A 20031-nucleotide genomic window follows, 5' to 3' on the forward strand; every position below is an offset into this window, starting at 1 on the left:
CCTGAAATTAAATATCCCGAATCAAACTTCTCGGTTTCTCCCGGGGTTAGATGCATTCGTATCGATCTATAATTTTTTATGCATCGAAGCAATAAGTGGCACAGATTGCTTTCTATTACAATGATATTTATTCATATTTTTAATATTTTATAGTATATTATTAGTTTTATGGTCTGAAATAATCATATATTTTCTAAAAGCACCAATAATTATAGATAAAAGACATAATAATTGTCATTTTCTAAACGGTAATAGATAAAAGAACAAATTAAATTGCATTTATAATTATAAATAGATATTTTTTAGCAACACAATTGAGTAAAAGTCAAACAATATGATGATAACCTTAATAAATTTTTTATTTTACTTGCATAAGTGTTATCAGTACACTATGTTTGTATCGGTTTATATCTGTGGTTAGTTGTAAACTTTATTGGTTGGTTAAGAACATCTCCATTCTCCCCGTTTGGAGATGTTCTGTTTTATACTAAATCATATTCACCATCTTTTTAATGGCTTCCCATTTTTAATTGAGACCGCCGGTTGAAGAACCCGATATCGAAATAAACTCGAATGGCAGAGCTTAGGCTAATGGACTGTTCCTTTCCGATCCTCAGGCAAGGTATATCATCACGAAAATCAACACGCATCCATACATACAGAATGAAACTTGCTTGACCTGATTCCAGCCAGCTGACTGTTCTTATACACTTATAGCCAGACCTACAAAAAAAGGTGGAGTGACAGTGATTATTTAGGAGCGGCAGGAATGGCTAAATGTGGTTGAGGAATAAGGGTCCGCATTATGAATTTGGGCAATGGTAATGAAGAATTAAGCACCCGGTGGCATTTTTATAAAGAAACGATTAGGAAGAGTAAATAAATTGCCTATGCGCCAGCTTTTTTTGTAAGAAGCCAAACTAAGTCTGGACTGCACCGCTGAGATTTTTCGCTATTTGTTGATTTTAAATGGTTGTACTACCGTTTTCTGCTGTTATTTAACACTTGGGATTTTGATTTATCCATTTGTTTAATTCATTTAAGTAGTATGGCAAGTCGGCGAGCAGAAAATACAGCCGTTAACCTGATCAAAGTGATTTTTGGCCCGTTGTACGGCCCCGGCACAGGAGTAAAATTCGCTCAAATAAAATCGATTTTTTACACCTGGTAAATAGCGGCAAAATTCATCGTGCACTTCATGATCTCCATTCTCTTGGGCTTGGTGGTTTACGTAATACTTCTTCATTTATCTGGAATTTATAATCAAAGTTAATCAGACATTACCCACCGTATTTACGGGAAACCGTAACGGACCATTTTTATAAAGAAGTTTAATAGAATAGCGGGATTTTAGAATTCAGGATATTCCTTAGCATTTAGGTAAACAAGGTTTTACAGCTCCGCTTTTACCATTTAGGAGGACTAAATGATGCCCATGTCTTTACAATACGCAACCAACTGCTCGTTTTTTGAAAAACCGAGAGACTCTTTCATCAGGTTAAGACGCTTCTCGACACTGCTCAGGCCAGAGGGGCGAATTTGGTTTTGATCGAGGTAAGTTGGTATATCTTTCTGAAGCGTTCCTCTCGACAAAAGCGTGATGACGGTGACATCAAAGTCTTTAAAATCATGCGTATTCTTTAACTTAATCGCTTCGCGAAAGTGGACAGGCAAGTGGCGATTACCATTAAATAGGCTTTGCACGGCCTCTTTAAGTTCCAGAGCATCCCGGCGTGCTTTACGAACATAGCCATTAATTTTATAGTCACGGAATAATCCTTCAATAACTGCCGGCCGGTGTTCTGCCGAAAACACGAGGATTTTTAAATCAGCATGCACCTGACGTACGGCTGCAACGAGCGCCGCACCACCGTCAAGATTCTGTACGCGATTATCCTCCTCGAATGAAAGATCAGTGATCAACAGATCATACGGATCTCCATCAAACAAGGCTTTCTGTACCCTGCTCAGCGCATCATCACAATAATATACATATGTATGCTTAATGCCGAGGTCATCGAGGGTTTTCCGAAGGGAGATGCTCGCGCTTTCGTGGTCCTCTGCTATTAGTACACTTTTGAACATGATTGATCCTTTAAGTACACCGGGAAGGAAATCGTAATTGTAATTCCAAGTCCGTTGGTTTGGTCAAAAGTAATTGTACCTTTTAAACCTTTAATACGGTTTCCCGTATTTTCAAGTCCGTTGCCATACCTAACATCTTCGGGAAAGCCTATGCCATCGTCCGAGTAGGTAATGTTGATGTGGTCATCAATCTGGCCAAATTTAATCAGCACATTGCTTGCCTGGCTATGCTTTTTCATGTTTACCATTAGTTCCTGAAGTATGTGGCCTACCTCCTGCCTGGCGCTTTCATTAGTGCTTTGCCATAAATTTTTGCTGTTTCCCTGCAGCAACACTTTTGTCGTGCTGCTAGCAAACGATTTGACCAATTGGGCAATGGTCTTTTGGAAATCGTCAGTTGTAAACGCCGTCTTTTCATATGAGAGGTCTCGCGAACGCTCGTACATGTCCTCGATCTTATCCAACAAATGATCTTTGTTGACCTCGCTCCCGTTCTCAATTTCCGACATCATTCTATAAAGACCATTGGCAACCACATCATGCACCCTTTTGGATATTCTGAGTTGATTTTCCTTGATTTCATTCTGCGCTTCGAGATGCAGCCGCTGCTTTCTTTTCCGGTACCAGAAAATAAAGCTTACACATACTGCCACCAGCAACGCAATGGCAATTTTCACCTGGTATTCTTTCTCGGAGTTGTCTTTTGAAAGCCTGAGGTTATCCGTTTCATGCTTTTCGGCTTCGTAACGGATCAGGGCGAACTGATTGGCGGCTGCATTACGGGCATAGAGAACACTATCGCTCAAGTGCTGGTACACAGCAAAGTAACGCTTTACAGACTGAGGCGGACTCAGGCTGATCAGTTTCTGCAGAGCTTCAAGCTGATCTACCGGACTGCTTAGTTTTCTTGCGATATTATACATGCTTTGCGCATAGAACAGCGCCGAATCGGGACGTTCTAAAGTATAATAATCAGAAAGATGAAAGTAGCTCGAGTTTAATCCCCAGAGGTCCTTTTCTTTTTTCCGGATCTGCAGGCCTTTCAAGAGTTCAGGCGCTGCGTTGTAATCCGGGTTCTGAAGCCACTTAGTTTTCGCCGCATTGGTTAATACCCTTGCGTAGGATAATGGTTCCCCCCGTAGCTCGGCAAGAATTTCCTGGTATAACTTCAATGCTTCCGGATAATTTTTTTTCTTCTGGTAAACCTTTCCTTTATTGTTGACGATAGTAAGCCGGAATCCCTTATCGTCAGAGAATTTTATGGCCCGATTGTAATAAGTAAGGGCCTTATTATAGTTCAACAGGTTTAAACTGGTAGTTCCCAATTCATTATAGTTTGATGCAAGGCACCACCGGTGTGCTTCTTTTGTTTCATTTAAAAAATTCAGGGAGGTGAGCAAGTTTTCCTGGCTGCCGAAATAGTCACCGGCATCCGACAGGATAACGGCCATGTTGTTGTAGGCCATTGCCACTTCGAGACTGTCTTTAGAACGAGTGACAACCTTATTGAAATAATAAAATGCAGAATCATTTTGGCTATGTATGAAAGACTCTCCTTTTTTGTAATCCTTCCCTTCGGCAACAATTGGAGAATAGTTCTTTTGACAAGAGCAAATGGTCAAAATGAAACCCGATAAGAAAACTAGTAGCCTTTGCAAATTCTGTTTTTTTTCTAAAAATAGAAAAAAGAGATTGCCTGACACTAAGCACCGTAATGTTAATCTTTGTTACGGGACTTTACAGCAAAACGTAAGTCAAGAATGCTTCGCTGCCTGATAAAAACCATAAGGTTTAGGTGGTTACGGGGAGCGTGACAGGGTATCAACGCCGGTGCAGTATCTTCATTAGTATTCGAGCTGGTGTCATCTTTTGCGAGGGCAATTTCTTTCGGGACTCTGAATCGGATAGAAAATTCATTACTAGTTTCTCTAATCCGGATGAAAATTATGATAACAACAAACGACAGTAATTGCGAACTTATTTAAGTTTTAAACGTAAGCGCGTTTAAATATTCTGTTCTTCATCTCTTCTTCATGTTGGAAGGCTATTTTTAATTATCCAAATGAAAGACAAGTGAGAATAGAGGCCTTTGATATTGAAGTGAAACTTAGCACCCATGATGTAACACTGTTTGTGGTACCCTTTGAGATTCATTCCACAGCACCAACAATTGGCTATTTGCTGGTCAGAAATAAAGAAAGCCTTGGTTCGATCTTTCTAGGTGAAGATTATCGATGGACAACCAGAGAAACACTTCCCTGGAATTCGCAGGACCTTCAACTGATTGGTAACGAGATCGAGTCTCTTTATTTTCTATTCCAGGATTAAAGGCATTACAATTTACCTGACTACTTCTTAATCTGGTGAGTATCCCGCACACTGCTGAATGTCAGTGCCAACAATTTCCAATCTCTGCCTCGTTTTAGATAGACTTCGGTTACAGTGAATTCAGTTAAAGCCTCATTTCCCCTGACAATTGCCGCAAGAGTGATCCGGTTCCAGACAATGGCCGTCTTCTCAAACATTTCTACCGCTACATCATGAACTTTAGCCTCTTTATACCAGATTTTCCCCGTTTTTATTATATCGAGCTCCTCGTCCTTTTTCCAGGTGCCGCTCATGTGAACAAACTTTGATTTGTTGTCGAAGAGGCGTTGCAGTTTTTCTACGTTCTTATCTGCCATCCATTGCCATTTGTCTTTTGATAACTGGATAATTGTTTGTTCCTCTTTTGATAATTGAGCGAATGAACATGTGGTACTCAATAGGAATAAGGCTAAGCCCAGGATATGTTTTGTCATTTTATTTGGTGTTTATATCTTAAATTATTCGCTTGCATAGTTGTTTTTAGAAACCTAAATCAATCAAACTTACCCTATAGTTTGAAAGTAAAGTACTTCCCCACTCATTATCAGTAATAATGGTTCATTAATCAGTAATATGTATCCTATTAACAAAAATAAAATGACCGACTTTTGAGGGAGCACTCCGAAAAACACTTTGGCGAAAGGAAAAGTGACGGAAATACAATTGCCAGAAATTTAAGATTACCTAGAAGATCTAAAGACATGAAAAAATTGATTATTGCCATGCTATTATGTATCGGTACTGTACAGCTAACACATGCTCAGGCTAACCTGCCATCTTCAGAAACGACAGTCAAAACTAAAGACGAGCAGGAAATTATAGAACTTTCCAAAAGTAAATGGGCCTGGATGGCCGAAAAAAACGTGGAAGCTTTAGGCGGTTTGTTCGATGAAAAATCTGTTTTCGTTCATATGGGTGGTAGTTGGGGAAAGGGCCGGGAACTTGACGTGATAAAAAGCGGCGGAATCTGGTATAAGAAAGCAGAGGTTTATTCAGCTGCTGTAAACTTTGTGGGTAACACTGCTATTCTGTTAAATGATATCGACCTGGTGGCAGTCGTCGGCGGAAATGAAGTGGTCAACCCATTTATGGTGACTGAAGTATATGTTAAAGAAAATGGGAATTGGAAAATGGCCTCACTCACATTTTCGAGATTGCTCAGGCCGGTAAAAATTATTAGCAATAATAACGATCCTGAAAAAAAGCCCTGACATTAAGATGATACCCCGAGGTTTTACAAAACAGAGCTGGAATAGACAAAACTTAATTGAATGAAACAGGAATTACTGAAATGCCTCGTTGCTTTGACTTTATTGCTGACCACCTCAATATCAGTCACCGCCCAGAATAAACAAAAACCGTTAATTATTGCCCGCCAGGGCAGCTTTGCTGTTGGAGGTACTAAGATTACAAAGCCCGGGAATTTCGATCTGAATGATGCCCTGAAAGGCCAAGGTCAGACCTTCCACGGTGATCATGCATATGCGTTTTATCAAATTCCCGTAAAGGCTCGCCGATATCCCTTAGTTTTTTTGCATGGAGCTGGTCAGTCTAAGAAAACCTGGGAATCTACACCGGACGGAAGAGAAGGTTTTCAGAATATTTTTGTGAGAAGGGGTTTTAGCGTTTATCTGCTCGATCAGCCGCGGCGTGGCGACGCTGGGAAGAGTACTGTGCCTGTAACGATCACCCCTGCCCCTGACGAACAATTCTGGTTCACACAATTCCGGATCGGTAATTATCCTGATTATTTTCCAAACGTACAGTTTCCAAAGGATTCTGCTTCGCTGGAACAGTTTTACCGGCAGATAACCCCAAATACCGGCGAATTTAATGCGGAAGTTATTTCTGAGTCAATTTCCGCGTTATTCAATAAGATCGGAGAAGGTGTTCTGGCAACCCATTCGCAGGGAGGTGGCCCGGGTTGGCTTACAGCTATCAAAAATGATAACGCAAAAGCTGTTGTAGCTTACGAACCATACAGCGGTTTCCCGTTTCCTGAAGGTGAATTGCCCCAGCCTATACAATCAAAGGGCCTGTTAGGTGAACTTAACGGAGTGGAAATAGCGCCATCCGATTTCAAAAAGTTAACCCGTATTCCCATTGTTATATACTACGGAGATAATATTGCGCTGGAGCCGACCAATGTATGGAATAAAGACCATTGGCGTTCAGGGCTTGAAATGGCGAGAATTTGGGCCTCAGTTATCAATAAACATGGAGGAGATGCAACAGTCATTCATTTGCCGGAGGTTGGTATCAAAGGAAATACGCACTTTCCGTTTTCAGGCCTGAACAATCTCCGCGTAGCGGACGAATTGTCGAGATGGTTAAAAGGAAAAGGATTGGATAAGTAACATCTTCTTCTACTGTTTCGCACCATGACTAGTATCTCTACAAAAATGAACTACTCAGGAGGCGAAATTGCCCGATGTCAATTTTTGCCGGCGAGGCTTAGCGAATCCCACATGGTAGCCAAAGGAAAGGCCGGAAAAGTAATTTTGGTACATAATACCGTAATATGTATACGAACTTCTACCGCGCTAACTCCGAAGTTTATATCATCACTTCTCCGGTACAAAAAACATCTATTCGATTGAAGTGAAAAACGAGATTAACTATGATTAAATTATTGAAATCTATAACGATTACCCTACTCCTCTCGACTGCAGCAAGTGCGCAAACCAATACCGAGAAAAAGCTTAGCGTCAGGGAGCAGGCAATTGTCCGTATTTCAGCTGCTACCGGAAAAGGCGACCTCCCAAAATTAAAAAAGGAACTTAATTCAGGTCTTGAAGCTGCATTAACTGTTAACCAAATTAAGGAAGTCCTAATCCATGTATACGCCTATGCCGGATTTCCCCGGAGCATTCGGGGCTTGCAAACTTTCATGGCTGTATTGGAAGAACGAAAAGCCAAAGGCAATAACGATGTGCTGGGTACAGAAGCATCTCCTATAACAAATGATCGCAGCAAATACGATCGTGGAAAGCGGATTTTAGACAGCCTGCTAGGCGCTCCCCAAAATGGCCCCGCACCGGGTTATTCAGCCTTTGCGCCGCAGATAGAGATCTTTCTTAAAGAGCATCTTTTTGCTGATATTTTTGAACGCGATGTGTTAACCTATGCTGAAAGGGAGTTGGCTACGGTATCGGTGCTCAGCAGTATTGGAGGCGTTGAACCTATGCTCCGTTCACATTTAAATATTTGCCTGAATGTTGGCCTACACCCGATTCAATTACAACAATTTGTAGGTGAGATAAGATCAGGCATAGGTGAAAATGAAGCAAAGGCAGCCCAGGCTGTATTGGATGAAGTATTAAAAGCAGGTAAATTTTAATAATGAAAAAATTAACATCAATAATTGCATTAGCTATTTCAGTTGCAACTATCGATTCGGTAAATGCACAGAAGGTGCGGCAACAAAATCCCTACACCCTGGTATATGAAGGAGCCATTTCTAAAAACGAAAAAGGAAAGGTAAACATCCACCAGGTGAGTTATAAAATAGAGGATATTACAATAGCTGCCAATGTTTACACCCCACCTAACTACGATGGTTCAAAGAAATACCCGGCTGTAGTTGTAGCCCACCCTAACGGAGGCATAAAAGAACAAGTTGCAGGCTTATACGCTCAGCGATTATCGGAGCAGGGTTTCATTACTATTGCAGCCGATGCCGCTTACCAGGGAGCCAGTGGTGGAAAGCCCCGCAATGTGGATAAGCCAGCAAACCGAATTGAGGATATTCACGCCATGGCCGACTTTATCTCTCAATTCAAAGGTGTTGACACAGCAAAACTTGGTTTACTCGGCATTTGTGGCGGCGGCGGTTACTCGTTAAAAGCGGCTCAATCTGACAAAAGATTTAAAGCAGTTGCCACATTAAGTATGTTCAACTCGGGTTTGGTAAGGCGTAATGGTTTTATGAATTCACAATCGTCAATGATCCAGGAACGATTAAAACAAGCATCAGATGCCCGGGCACAGGAAGCGGCAGGTGGTGAAGTAATTTATGCAGGAGTGGTAAACCCGACAGATGAGGAAATTGCTAAAATACCAACAGATCTGTACCGGGAAGGCTACGAATACTATTACAGAACCCATGCACATCCAAATTCAACCTTCAAATACACGATGAGCAGCTTAATGGACTTGATGACTTTTGATGCCAACACCAATATGGATCTAATAAACCAGCATCTATTGATGATCGCAGGTAGCAAAGCCGACACTTATTATATGACGGATGAGGCATTCAAGAAAGCAACCAACCCTAAAAGTAAGGAGTTGTTTCTGATTGATGGGGCTACTCATATACAGACTTATTGGAAACCTGAATACGTATCGCGAGCTTTAAATAAACTGGTTAATTTTTATCAGGCCAACCTGGAAATTTAAATGACTGATTTCAGAAGATTCACCGGCAGAATCAGATTACAATAAATTCAAAGTTTTTAAATCGGAGAATAAAAGACATCAGTCATGAATATAACAGTATTAAAAATCAGTGGTTTAATTTCCATCATTGGTATTTCGACGGGATTGGGCTCTTGTAATAATACCAGGGAGCAACATTCCGAAACCGAGCAGCCCGCAGCCACTATGGTTTTTCCAAAAGGGCAAAAAGTGACGAATAATAACTTCACCGGAACGGTATGGCTCAATTATCTGGCAGAAAATGATACTACCTACAATGTCAACATTGGTTCAGTAACTTTTGAGCCGGGTGCAAGAAGTAATTGGCACTATCATAAAGGTGGGCAAATACTCTTGGTGACGGAAGGGAAAGGATTATACCAGGAGAAAGGGAAACCAATTACAGTAATTGAAAGGGGCGATGTGATTAAATGTCCTCCAAATATAGAACATTGGCACGGAGCCTCCCCTGCCAATTCAATGACACATGTTGCCATCGGCACCAATACGAAGCTAGGCGGAGCAGTATGGTTGAAGCCAGTAACGGATGCAGAATATAATAAATCACCCATTGACATCGATGAATCGTAGTAAAGCGGTATTTTAGTTTAGTGTAAATAGTCGTTACATCTCTTCATAAAAATCACAGATGACAAATCAAAAAACTTCCATTTCCAGGCGATCATTCCTGAAATCTTCGGCACTTGCGGGAGGCGGACTGATGATAAGTTTCACCTGGTTGTCAGCATTCACCGCCCCCGGTAAGATCAGTGACCCTGAAGGTAGTGAGTGGTTAGAGTTAAATGGGTACATAAAGATCACCCCCAATAACATTGTAAAAATTCTTAATCCTAATCCCGAGTTTGGGCAGAACGTGATGACCTCACTTCCAATGATCGTAGCCGAAGAGTTGGAGGCAGACTGGCAAAAAATAATAGTCGAAATGGGTCCACATGACAATGTAAAATTAGGACCTCAGTTTACCGGGGGAAGCAATTCGGTGCGGATGTATTGGAAACCGCTTCGTGAGGCCGGAGCTGCAGCGCGCTATATGCTGATTGAAGCCGCAGCTCAGATCTGGAGCGTACCCTTGGATGAGATTACAACTAAAGCCGGAATGGTATATCACCAGAAGAGCGGCAAATCAGGAACGTATGGCAGTTTTGCATCAAAAGCTGCCGGCATACCCATACCCAAAGAATTGAAGTTAAAGGACGTGAAAAACTTTAATGTAGTTCGCAGCTCAAAGAAAAACGTAGAAGGAGTAAAAATTATTTCTGGTAAGCCCCTTTTCGGAATAGACTATAAACAGAAAGGAATGTTGATTGCCATGATTGAGCATCCACCTGCTTTTGGGATGAAGCTAAAATCATTTGATGCATCGCAAACCCTGAAAATGCCGGGCATCAAAGATGTTTTTAGTCAGAAGTTATATGAAGATGGTTTTGAGCAAGGCGGATTCGATACACGCACATTTAATGATTTACTGGTGGTGGTTGGAAGTTCCACCTGGGAAGTAATGCAGGCCCGGAAAAAACTAAAAGTAGTTTGGGAGCCGGCCGGCGATACGAGGGATACTATGGGAGGCAGGGGCCCGAAACGAGAGGTTGTTATACCGGAAGAGCTTGAGAGTACAGAGGGAATGCTTAAGAAAATGCAGGAACACGCAAGTAAACCAGCCCAGGAATTAAGAAAAGACGGCGATCCGAAAACAGCGTTTAAAAATGCAGCTCAGATTATCGAACGTACCTATAATGCTCCATTTTTGGCTCATAATTGCCTAGAGCCGATGAATTTCTTCGCCCATGTTACGGATGAAAAGGCCCTGGTAGCTGGTCCTTTGCAGGCACCGGGTTGGTCGGAGCCTACCCTTGCAAAACTTTTAAACCTGCCGGCAGAAAAGATCGAAATTCAGATGACACGCATGGGTGGCGGCTTTGGTCGCAGGGCCTACGGTCATTATCTCTACGAAGCGGCCCTGATCTCTAAAAAAGTAAAAGCTCCGGTCAAATTGGTTTACACCCGAGAGGACGACATGACTTATGGTATTTATCGCCCGATGTACACCGCTACTTACCGGGCGGCTCTTGATGTCAATAAGAATTTAATCGCGTTCCATGTAAAAGGTGGCGGAATTCCTGAACATGCCATCCATGCCAACAGGTTTCCGGCAGGGGCAGTTGATAATTATCTTGCTGAGGGCTGGATGATCCCCTCAAATATCACCATTGGAGCATTCAGGGCGCCACGATCAAACTTTAATGCGGCTGCAGAACAATCTTTTTTAGATGAACTGGCGGAGGCAATGGGCAAAGATCCTATCGACCTTAGATTGGAGTTATTGAAAAGAGCCAAAGAGAACCCGGTTGGTAAAAATAATGATTACGATGCTGATCGCTACGCTGAAGTGTTAAAACTGGTAAAAGAAAAGTCGGGATGGAATAAAGCTGAGAATAGCAAATTCAACCGTGGAGTTGCTGCTTATTTCTGCCATAATTCTTATGCGGCCCATATAGTAGATATGGTAATCAGGGACGGGCAACCTTATGTGGAAAGAGTAGTTAGCGCCATTGATTGTGGCATTGTTATAAATCTGGATGCGGCAACAAATATGGTTGAAGGCGCCGTTATTGACGGGATTGGAAATGCTCTGTATGGCGGATTAACACATAAGGATGGTGGCGTGGAACAGAATAATTTCCATAACTACAGAATAATCCGAATGCACGAAGCGCCAAAAAAGATCGAAGTTCACTTTGTGCAGAATGATATCGATCCTACAGGCTTGGGTGAACCACCGTTTCCCCCGGTATTTGGAGCTGTAGCAAACGCACTGTACAAAGCTGCCGGCAAGCGTTTTTATCAGCAGCCGTATGATCTGGAGTTGAAGAGTAAACCTTCTATGTAATCAATTGATAATCATAATAATACTATCCCCTATGCTCAACTTAACCATCAATAAAAAATCCTATAAAGTAGATGTAGATCCGAACACCCCGTTGCTGTGGATACTCAGGGACACCCTTGGTCTTGTTGGAACAAAATATGGCTGTGGGGCTGCACAATGTGGTGCCTGTGTAGTTCACCTCAACGGTGAAGCTGTTCGTTCATGTGTTACAAAAGTTAGCCGGGCCGCCGGAAAGGAAGTTGTAACGATCGAGGGATTATCAAAAACTAATGAACACCCACTACAAAAAGCCTGGCTCGAGCTGGATGTACCTCAATGTGGATATTGCCAGTCAGGTCAGATCATGTCAGCGGCGGTGCTTCTGATAGAGAATAAAAACCCGACAGATGAGGATATCGACGCGGCTATGGCCGGGAACATATGTCGCTGCGGAACTTATATGAGAATTCGTAGCGCGATTCATTTAGCAGCCGAAATGCAGAGGAATGAAGGTTAGCAGAACTCTTTTCTAAGTGAGAATAATTTATTATAAACATCCAGACCATACTCAATGCTAAAAAAAACTATCCCTATTCTGGCAATAATCATCTCTGTAGTCATTTTCCTGAGTTTCGGTGTAGAAAATCAAAATAAGCTAAGCACGGCGAAGATCGGGTCTGTTAATAAAGATAGTGTTGAATCGGTTAAGGCATTTATGACTGCCTACGCGGTTTTAATGAGTCCCCGTTGTATGAATTGTCATCCCTCAGGTGACGTGCCATTACAGGGCGACGACAGTCATCTGCACACGATGCTGCCACGCAGGGGGTTAGATGGAAAAGGAGTTTATGCTATGAAATGTTCGAACTGCCATCAGCCGGCCAATGTGGAAGGTTTACATAAACCACCCGGCGATCCTGACTGGCACCTGCCGCCGGCGGATATGACGATGGTATTCCAGGGAAAGACACCTAATCAACTTGCCAAACAATTGGTGAACTCGCAAACAAACGGCAATAAAACGTTGGAGCAGTTGATAGAACATGCCGATGACGGCTTGGTAAAGGCGGGGTGGAATCCGGGCGAAGGCCGTACACTGCCTCCCATCAGCCATAAGGAATTTAAAAAGGCATGGATCACCTGGATTGAAAAAGGCGCATATGCGCCTGCTGGTAATTAAGCAATTTATGAAACCAGCACACTTTCTTTTCGTAAATTAAATTGACTTTATTTTTTGCCGATAATTGCTGAAATCCAATACTTATTCTATAGAAATCTGACGTTGAAAATCATTTATTTTTTAGAAAACGCGTATCTTATTTGATTTCAGCCAGCTATCAATACTACTCCCGGTTTCTTTCAGGTAACCGACAGCAAATTAGTAATCTTCTGATATAATAGTTTTTGATCCACCGGTTTAGTCATCCAGTCATCAGCTCCCAGGTTAAGAATCCGTTCCCGGGTAGATTCCATCACATCTGCCGTAATTACAATGATGGGAACCAACTTATTTTTTAGTCCGGATTCGCCATTCCGAATAGCGGCAGTTGCTTCATACCCATCCATCACTGGCATCTGCAGATCCATTAAAATAATATCAACATCAATGTTCTTCAAAGCTTCCAGACTTTCAGCGCCGTTATTCGAAAAAGTAAGAGTGGTATTCAACCATTGTCTCATCATCATTTTAATGACCATCTGATTCATTGGGTTGTCTTCAACAACCAGAACATGCGTGCCGAGCAAATCATAAGACTCATCCGGGAACTTGTTTACCGGCTTCACTTCTTCTGCAGGCATAAAATATTTTAGGGAAATGCTGCAGTCTGTCCCCCTGTTTTCTATACTGGTTAATCTGATAACTCCGCCATGCAAATTAACCAACGAATTAACTATACATAGCCCAATGCCAAAGCCGCCATATCTGCGTCTATCGCTAATATCCACCTGCGAGAACATTTCAAAGACAGAAGCCAGCTTTTCCGGCGCTATTCCAATGCCTGTATCACGAATAGTCAATACCAAATCCAGATGGCCCTCAGTTTCTACTGATTTAGCATCAAACGAAATACAACCCGACGAGGTAAATTTTAACGCATTGCTTAATACATTATTTACCATTTGTTCCAGGCGGTTTGGATCCCCCAATACCCGGATAGTCTGCTTCAAATTGGTAGAAAACTTAAATTCCAGGCCCTTTTTTGTGGCCTGCTTTTGGTAATTTAACCTGGCTTTCTCTAAAATAGAAAATGGCGAAAATATTACACGATCAAGCCGGATCTGCCCCTTCTCGATCTTAGAAAAGTCCATGATATCATTGACAGAAGAAATCAAGCTAAAAGCCGCATCTTTTATCTCCTCACAGGTAGCTTTGATCTTTTCGTCTGCAATTTCACTTTCCATGCTGTTAGTCAGACCGAGTATCGCGTTCAGCGGTGTTCGCAACTCATGGCTCATATTCGAAAGAAAGTACGACTTTACATCGTTCATTTCCTGCGACTTTTGCAGCGCTATTGCTTGCAGCTCCTCCTTCTTACTTTTAAGCACCCTGATCCGGTTCGCCATCGACAATGAAAGCGCAATAATTTCAAGTCCGATGCCCGGTTTAGTAATATTTTCAATAGAAAAACTGGTTATAAGTCCAAAGTTTAGCAGAATAGCTAGCGTAAAGCAAATAAAGAGAATGGCAATTCCAGCGGTGTAAAAAAGGTCTAATGGCTGTTTCTTTACAAAAAGTACAATGATTGAAAGAACAATCAGCAGCATCCCAACCAGCGTTAAAATGTTAACAGCAGGGTATGAGATTTTTAAGAACGAGGGAAATAAAACGATGCCTGATAAGACGATAGCTAACAATATATATAAAACTTTGAATGCTATATAAACACCCTTACTATTCTGTTTAATATTCAGAACCAGTTCGCTGTACTTGCCAAAAAGATAAGCTGCCGAAATAGCAAAAATTATAACTGCATGCAGATTTATCCATGAATTGCTCCGGTCAATGAACTGGTGAAAAAAACCGTCAAGGGCAAACTGGCATAAACCTACGCAGGCTACATATAAAGAATAGTATAGAAAAATGCGCTCGTTTAAAGCAAAGTAAAAAAACAGGTAGGTAATGGTAATGATAAATAAAATGCCATAAAAAATTCCCATTACCAGCTGGTCATGGTAAATTATTTCCAAAAACCGTTCAGGACTGATCAGGTTTAGCGGCAGGTTATTTTTTTCCCCGTCATTCTTCACTTCCAATAAAGCCTGTTTTTTTTCTCCCGGTTCCAGTTGAATCTTAAAAATGGTTTTTCGAAATGCAACGCTCCTTTCGGCAAAAGACAGGTTATCGCCGCTCTTCTGGGTTGTGAACGAATTTGCTTCGTCAAACAAATAAAAGTTTACATTATCGGTCACAGGCTCAGCAGTCTCCAGGTAATAGAAAAGTGGCCTGTCTGATTGATTTTGGAGCTCAAACTTCACCCAGTAGGTACGATCTGTAAAGCCAAGGTTACCGTTTATTCCTTTAATCGGCCTGAATTGAAGCCTGTTCGGCTTGTTTCTTACTTCATCGATCGATAGCTCGCGGTCACCTGCATCAGCGATACACGCGTATTGAATAAGAGATATTTGATTAGGAATCGAACCGGGTTTGAAAATGTACTCTGCACTGACGCCGTGAAAAGCAAAAAATAACAACAAAAAGAAGAAGGCCCTTTTCAATATAGATGAGATGTACGTGTATAAGTAACGAGAATATAAATGAGAGAGTCTGTAAAACTACTACAGAAAGGATAAACTGCAAATAAATCCGAAGAATGTTTTCAATGGAAATCTAACGGATTTTCTGATTCTGTGATGGCATGGAGTAATAGAAGTACACGTTTAAATTTCGTTTGCTATCACAGCAAGCCGCTTGCGACCAAGGATACCCACATCCTCTAGCCCGATATAGATACCAATAAGGAAATGTCTTTTACGTTGTGTTCGTTATCTGCAGAATCGTTTTTCCGATGGTCTGCAAATACAAGCAATAGATTTTACTCTTCACTAATCGGGGCCAGGTCAGTCGGCTCAGTCCTGTCGGCAATTTTCCTCAAAATATCATCGAGTTCTCTTCCCGAAGCGACAAGGTATTTTAGTAATTCCCCAAACTCCGGTGAATGTTTTTCTACATCCTCAAACAGGTTGATAATCTCCATCATCCTCGCTAAAGGCGCCCGTACAACGTGCGACTGCATAAAAGCAATGTCATTAAGCTTTTGATTTTGCTCTTCCAGGGCTAATACACTCTGCACACGTTCTGTAATGTCATTTGACAGCATTAATGCAGCCATAGAACCGTTGAAATCAATAATATTCTTTTGAATTTCCACATAAATAATAGCACCATTCTTCTTTTCATGCCTGTGTAAACCGCTTGAAAACATTTGTGGGAACTTTTTAGCAAAGTGTACGGCCTCAAATAACCCCAACCTATCGCCGTTAAAACTAATATCATTGATCGACATGTTGAGGAATTCTGCACGGCTATATCCGTATTCCAGAACAGCAGTTTCATTAACATCCAGAATTTGATAAGTATCTATATCATAAATCCACTTAGAAAGAGGGCTGGTTTGGAAAAGCAATTCATACTTTTTTTCCGACGCTTTTAAAATTTCCTCCGCCTGTTTTTTCTGTGTAATGTCTACCATTAGCCCACGCAGCAGTTCTGGCTTCCCATCCACACTAATTACAGATACAATATCTTCAAGCCAAATTATTTCCCCATTGGCTTTAATCATCCTGTATTCAAACCGGTGGTTTTCACGCGCAAGGGTCATGGCCTGGCAAAAGTTGATGGCGTTATCGAGATCTTCCGGGAAAACATGCTTTTGCCAGAATTCAGCCTCGCCCATCCATTTTTCCGGGGTATAGCCCAATATATGCTCGGCCTGTGGACTTACATAGGTAAAGGCAATAGTGTGGGCGTCAGCCTCCCAAACAATTCCATCAATGCTCTGAACAAGATTTTCAAATTTTTCCTTAACAACTCTGGCTTTTTGCTTTAGTTCCACCTGAGTTTTAACCTCCGCTGTTATATCCTGAACGGTGTGGATAATATACACCGGCACGCCGTCAACTAAAACAGGGATATTCTCGGGGTTCCAGTACCTGGCTTCATATTCATCGGTACCATAGGTAGGTAGAAAATATTTCTGAACCTCCATTTTATGGGGCACACCGGTCTGTATCACCTCACTAAGCGAGAGAGCCAGGTTATCTGAAACACCGGTGGAATTATCCGGGAAAGCCTCAAATACGCCTTTGCCAATTAAATCATCTTCATTCATTCCGGTAACCTTCAGGTAAGCGAAGTTCACTTCTGCAATGGTGAAGAGGGGCGCATCACTTAATAGTAGCAGGCTCGGTAAAGGTGTAGCCTTAAAAATTTTGTTGAAATATTCGTTTTGAATCACAATAAGTACTTAAATATATATCTGAGGCGGCTTTTTCTTAAATGCGGATATAGTTCTACGATCTGGGTGCCGTAAAAACGCTTTATATGAAATAACAGTTAATGAGAAAAATTTAAAGATTCTTAAAATGATTCCTGCGCGAGCAAGCCAGGGTACAAAAATATGAATTTAAACGAGCAATTCAATTCGCTCATCACCCACCGCAGCGAAACAAGGGAATTTAGTCTGGTTTGTGTTAACCTCAATGATTGCGCTATTTGAATAAAAATTCACTCGCTTAACTTCTATATAAATACAAATCCGCTACGGATTCAAAAATATTCCTGCCAGATACCATAGAGTAAAGTTCTAACTATTTTTTGATTTCACCTTCTGCCGGGTTTGAGTCAATTGTCGTTCAGTGTCGTTGATGTTAACACTCTGTTGTTTGTGCCGCTAAATCTGGAAGTGTCTATAACTTTTCTTCCTGCTTTAAGCCGGTCATTAATAATTACCCCCATTGCATTCCCGGAAAAGCCCTCCTTACAGAATATGTAAAAAGACCTTCAGCAAAGATCTCCGTATTGAATTGATGGCCGGATGAATCCGGTGATTGATATTTAAAGCTTACTGTCAATTCCTAAAAAAACTATACACTAAAATCAGTGTATGGAAACCAAAGAAAAGTTAGAGCCGTTCGTAGTACGGCATCACAAAACTCAGCCGTTTGATAAGCGGTTGATCAAAGAGATCGTCTCGCTTGTTGAGGGCGGCCTGCCCCGAAGCGCAGCGGTTGAAAAGTATGGGATGGTGAAGTCTACCCTGGGCTTGTGGATGACCACCTATGGATCTAAAGAATACCAAAGTAATAAACGGTGTGCTTATCCGCTCACGCTAAGGCGTTCCGTTTTGCGGGCTATAGAGTCGGGAATGACGATCAGTCAGGCCCGCATTACCTTCAACGTAAAAAGCGTTACGGCCATTAAGCATTGGATTAAGGCCGATCAGCAGGAAAAATACGATCTTGTGGGTCATCAACCCGCACCATCGATGGCCAGGACATCCCAAAAGAAAAGTAAAGATGAAGTAAAAGACCTTCAGAAGGCTCTTGCTGAAGCTGAACTAAAGATAAAGGCGCTTGATACCTTGATCGATATCGCCGAAGAACAGCTTCAAATTGATATCAGAAAAAAGTCTGGTGCCAAGCAGTCGGAAGAATGAAACAGGACTTTCCCCAGCAGGGGATCAAGACCCTGTGTCGACTGTTTGGCAAAACAAGACACGCCTGGTACGACCACCAGTGGCGCACTCAGGATGAAGGCTTAAAAGATGAGATCATCCTGCAAAAGGTGCTTCAGATCCGCAAGACACTTCCGCGGGTGGGAACCTTAAAGCTGCATTACATGCTCAAGGAAGAGCTACAGGAACAGCAAATAAAGATTGGAAGGGATTATTTATTTGACTTGATGCGGACGCACAACCTGCACATCCGGCGACGTAGAAGAAGAGTCATCACGACCGATTCGAAGCACTGGATGCGTAAATATGCCAATCTGGTAAAAGACATGATCATCTACAGGCCAGAGCAACTTTGGGTAAGTGACATCACCTATATTCGAATGATCGGACAGTGGGGATACCTCAGTCTGATAACAGATGCGCATTCACGAAAAATCGTTGGCCATGCCTTTCGTAAAGACTTATCTGCGCAGGGATGTATCGATGCATTACAGATGGCACTGCAGAGCCGGATGTACAGCGAGCAGCTGATTCACCACTCCGACCGGGGATCTCAATATTGTTGCAAGGCCTATGTGGATCTTTTAAAAAGAAATCAAATCGCCATCAGTATGACGGAGAACGGGAACCCTTATGAAAACGCTTTAGCAGAACGGGTCAATGGAATTCTCAAATCAGAATTCGATCTGTATAGCACCAATGTGGGACTTGCCAAGTCCAGGACTTTGATCGCTAAAAGTATCCAGGCCTATAACCAGGTTCGGCCGCATAGCAGTTGTGATTATCTGACACCCGAAAACGCCCACTTGAAACAGGAAATTCTCACGAAACGATGGAAGAAAAGACCAATTAAAAAAAGGGAAAAAGATAGTTGTATAACTAAATCCCAATTACCAAATTGCAATGTATAGTCTATCTACAATTAATTCATAAACCTGTATAGCTATTTTAGGACTAGACATACAACTTTGAAATTACCCCTGTGTTGGGCTCTGGTTCGGGTCGTGCTCGGTTCCTGTTCGGCTAAAAGTCCCTTTTTCCCAGTTCCAGCCCAACACTGTCCCTATCTGAACCGAACCAGGTAGTAGTTTGGTAAGTGGCAGAAGAGGTTAGAAGGTTTTGAGAGTCATTGTTCGCGGTTATTTATGGATAATTTATGAAAACCGCCAAAAATATTTACCGATTATCAAATATACCCTTCAGTTCAATTCGCCCAGAGCTCGTTGCGTGTGTATTACTGCATTCAGGGTCTTAACCTATTTGAGATTTGTAGAAAAACCGCTGCTACTTGCGAAATGAATCAATATAGGAGCCCCACAGCATATAGATGGACGCTGTCCTCGATGCGACCGGTTCCTGTCGTAATCAGGAGTTATGTAAATGTGCAGGCAATTAAAGCTGTTGACTTAGCAAATTGCAAAACATGACCTTCCTCCTGTTAATAAACTGCTAAATATTTTGTCAGACCATTATTCTTTAAAAATTCTAATTTTTTTTGGTGTAAACTCTATTCATAACTCTTATCTGCTATAGCGAAGAGCTTGCTCTAACTTACGTGGCAGTCGGGATATTCTTTCCATATTACTAAAACTTTAATTC

16 protein-coding genes are annotated in these 20031 nt (G+C 41.8%); 11 read left to right on the forward strand and 5 right to left on the reverse strand.

Features of this window, described 5'->3' with window-relative positions; translation table 11 throughout:
• Positions 1-1422: 1422 nt before the first annotated feature.
• Positions 1423-2085 (reverse strand): response regulator, encoded by a 663-nt coding sequence (locus tag AC1MCB_RS06475; RefSeq protein WP_479967924.1) that lies wholly within the window; start codon positions 2083-2085, stop codon positions 1423-1425.
• The gene (locus AC1MCB_RS06480; RefSeq protein WP_479967925.1) at positions 2067-3743 is read right to left on the reverse strand and encodes a tetratricopeptide repeat-containing sensor histidine kinase; all 1677 of its coding nucleotides are present in this window, start codon (positions 3741-3743) and stop codon (positions 2067-2069) included. Before AC1MCB_RS06480 ends, AC1MCB_RS06475 begins: the two co-directional genes overlap by 19 nt.
• 415 nt (positions 3744-4158) lie before the next feature.
• On the opposite strand from AC1MCB_RS06480, the gene AC1MCB_RS06485 reads away from it, so the two are divergent.
• On the forward strand, positions 4159-4413 hold the full coding sequence (locus AC1MCB_RS06485) for a hypothetical protein (RefSeq protein WP_479967926.1): 255 nt from the start codon (positions 4159-4161) through the stop codon (positions 4411-4413).
• 20 nt (positions 4414-4433) lie between these two features.
• Here the strand turns inward: AC1MCB_RS06485 and AC1MCB_RS06490 are convergent, their stop codons facing one another.
• Positions 4434-4886: a nuclear transport factor 2 family protein gene (locus tag AC1MCB_RS06490; protein WP_479967927.1), complete on the reverse strand. Its 453-nt coding sequence runs from the start codon at positions 4884-4886 to the stop codon at positions 4434-4436.
• A gap of 267 nt (positions 4887-5153) precedes the next feature.
• Here AC1MCB_RS06490 and AC1MCB_RS06495 point away from each other — a divergent pair, with 267 nt between their 5' ends.
• The 8 genes from AC1MCB_RS06495 to AC1MCB_RS06530 all read left to right on the forward strand — a co-directional run bounded on the left by AC1MCB_RS06495 (position 5154) and on the right by AC1MCB_RS06530 (position 12938).
• On the forward strand, positions 5154-5663 hold the full coding sequence (locus tag AC1MCB_RS06495; protein ID WP_479967928.1) for a nuclear transport factor 2 family protein: 510 nt from the start codon (positions 5154-5156) through the stop codon (positions 5661-5663).
• A 60-nt stretch (positions 5664-5723) separates the two neighbouring features.
• Positions 5724-6809, forward strand: coding sequence for an alpha/beta hydrolase (locus AC1MCB_RS06500; protein ID WP_479967929.1), 1086 nt, complete (start codon positions 5724-5726; stop codon positions 6807-6809).
• A gap of 263 nt (positions 6810-7072) precedes the next feature.
• Positions 7073-7792, forward strand: a complete 720-nt coding sequence (locus AC1MCB_RS06505) for a carboxymuconolactone decarboxylase family protein (protein WP_479967930.1) — start codon at positions 7073-7075, stop codon at positions 7790-7792.
• A gap of 2 nt (positions 7793-7794) precedes the next feature.
• Positions 7795-8853 carry an alpha/beta hydrolase gene (locus AC1MCB_RS06510; RefSeq protein WP_479967931.1) on the forward strand — a complete coding sequence of 353 codons (1059 nt, stop codon included), beginning with the start codon at positions 7795-7797 and terminating at the stop codon, positions 8851-8853.
• Positions 8854-8937: 84 nt separating this feature from the next.
• Entirely contained in the window at positions 8938-9462 is a 525-nt protein-coding gene (locus AC1MCB_RS06515) for a (R)-mandelonitrile lyase (protein WP_479967932.1), read from the forward strand.
• Between the two features lie 58 nt (positions 9463-9520).
• Positions 9521-11779: a xanthine dehydrogenase family protein molybdopterin-binding subunit gene (locus AC1MCB_RS06520; protein WP_479967933.1), complete on the forward strand. Its 2259-nt coding sequence runs from the start codon at positions 9521-9523 to the stop codon at positions 11777-11779.
• Positions 11780-11810: 31 nt separating this feature from the next.
• Entirely contained in the window at positions 11811-12275 is a 465-nt protein-coding gene (locus tag AC1MCB_RS06525; RefSeq protein ID WP_479967934.1) for a (2Fe-2S)-binding protein, read from the forward strand.
• 54 nt (positions 12276-12329) lie between these two features.
• Complete coding sequence (locus tag AC1MCB_RS06530; protein ID WP_479967935.1) at positions 12330-12938, forward strand: hypothetical protein; 609 nt, start codon at positions 12330-12332, stop codon at positions 12936-12938.
• 179 nt (positions 12939-13117) lie between these two features.
• Here AC1MCB_RS06530 and AC1MCB_RS06535 read toward each other — a convergent pair whose 3' ends face one another.
• Both AC1MCB_RS06535 and AC1MCB_RS06540 read right to left on the reverse strand, forming a co-directional pair.
• Positions 13118-15454, reverse strand: a complete 2337-nt coding sequence (locus AC1MCB_RS06535) for a 7TM diverse intracellular signaling domain-containing protein (RefSeq protein ID WP_479967936.1) — start codon at positions 15452-15454, stop codon at positions 13118-13120.
• A 338-nt stretch (positions 15455-15792) separates the two neighbouring features.
• The gene (locus AC1MCB_RS06540; RefSeq protein WP_479967937.1) at positions 15793-17214 is read right to left on the reverse strand and encodes a PAS domain-containing protein; all 1422 of its coding nucleotides are present in this window, start codon (positions 17212-17214) and stop codon (positions 15793-15795) included.
• A gap of 648 nt (positions 17215-17862) precedes the next feature.
• On the opposite strand from AC1MCB_RS06540, the gene AC1MCB_RS06545 reads away from it, so the two are divergent.
• Positions 17863-18414, forward strand: a complete 552-nt coding sequence (locus tag AC1MCB_RS06545; protein ID WP_479966271.1) for a hypothetical protein — start codon at positions 17863-17865, stop codon at positions 18412-18414.
• Positions 18411-19343 (forward strand): IS3 family transposase, encoded by a 933-nt coding sequence (locus tag AC1MCB_RS06550; protein WP_479966270.1) that lies wholly within the window; start codon positions 18411-18413, stop codon positions 19341-19343. The genes AC1MCB_RS06545 and AC1MCB_RS06550 overlap by 4 nt, the downstream gene beginning before the upstream one ends.
• Positions 19344-20031 lie beyond the last annotated feature (688 nt).

It is taken from the genome of Daejeonella sp. AP26 (assembly GCF_056680515.1).

Coding starts and splice junctions, on each gene's coding strand:
- AC1MCB_RS06475 (WP_479967924.1), bottom strand. CDS start 2,085: ATGTTCAAAAGTGTACTAATAGCAGAGGACCACGAAAGCGCGAGCATC.
- AC1MCB_RS06490 (WP_479967927.1), bottom strand. CDS start 4,886: ATGACAAAACATATCCTGGGCTTAGCCTTATTCCTATTGAGTACCACA.
- AC1MCB_RS06495 (WP_479967928.1), top strand. CDS start 5,154: ATGAAAAAATTGATTATTGCCATGCTATTATGTATCGGTACTGTACAG.
- AC1MCB_RS06500 (WP_479967929.1), top strand. CDS start 5,724: ATGAAACAGGAATTACTGAAATGCCTCGTTGCTTTGACTTTATTGCTG.
- AC1MCB_RS06505 (WP_479967930.1), top strand. CDS start 7,073: ATGATTAAATTATTGAAATCTATAACGATTACCCTACTCCTCTCGACT.
- AC1MCB_RS06510 (WP_479967931.1), top strand. CDS start 7,795: ATGAAAAAATTAACATCAATAATTGCATTAGCTATTTCAGTTGCAACT.
- AC1MCB_RS06515 (WP_479967932.1), top strand. CDS start 8,938: ATGAATATAACAGTATTAAAAATCAGTGGTTTAATTTCCATCATTGGT.
- AC1MCB_RS06520 (WP_479967933.1), top strand. CDS start 9,521: ATGACAAATCAAAAAACTTCCATTTCCAGGCGATCATTCCTGAAATCT.
- AC1MCB_RS06525 (WP_479967934.1), top strand. CDS start 11,811: ATGCTCAACTTAACCATCAATAAAAAATCCTATAAAGTAGATGTAGAT.
- AC1MCB_RS06530 (WP_479967935.1), top strand. CDS start 12,330: ATGCTAAAAAAAACTATCCCTATTCTGGCAATAATCATCTCTGTAGTC.
- AC1MCB_RS06545 (WP_479966271.1), top strand. CDS start 17,863: ATGGAAACCAAAGAAAAGTTAGAGCCGTTCGTAGTACGGCATCACAAA.
- AC1MCB_RS06550 (WP_479966270.1), top strand. CDS start 18,411: ATGAAACAGGACTTTCCCCAGCAGGGGATCAAGACCCTGTGTCGACTG.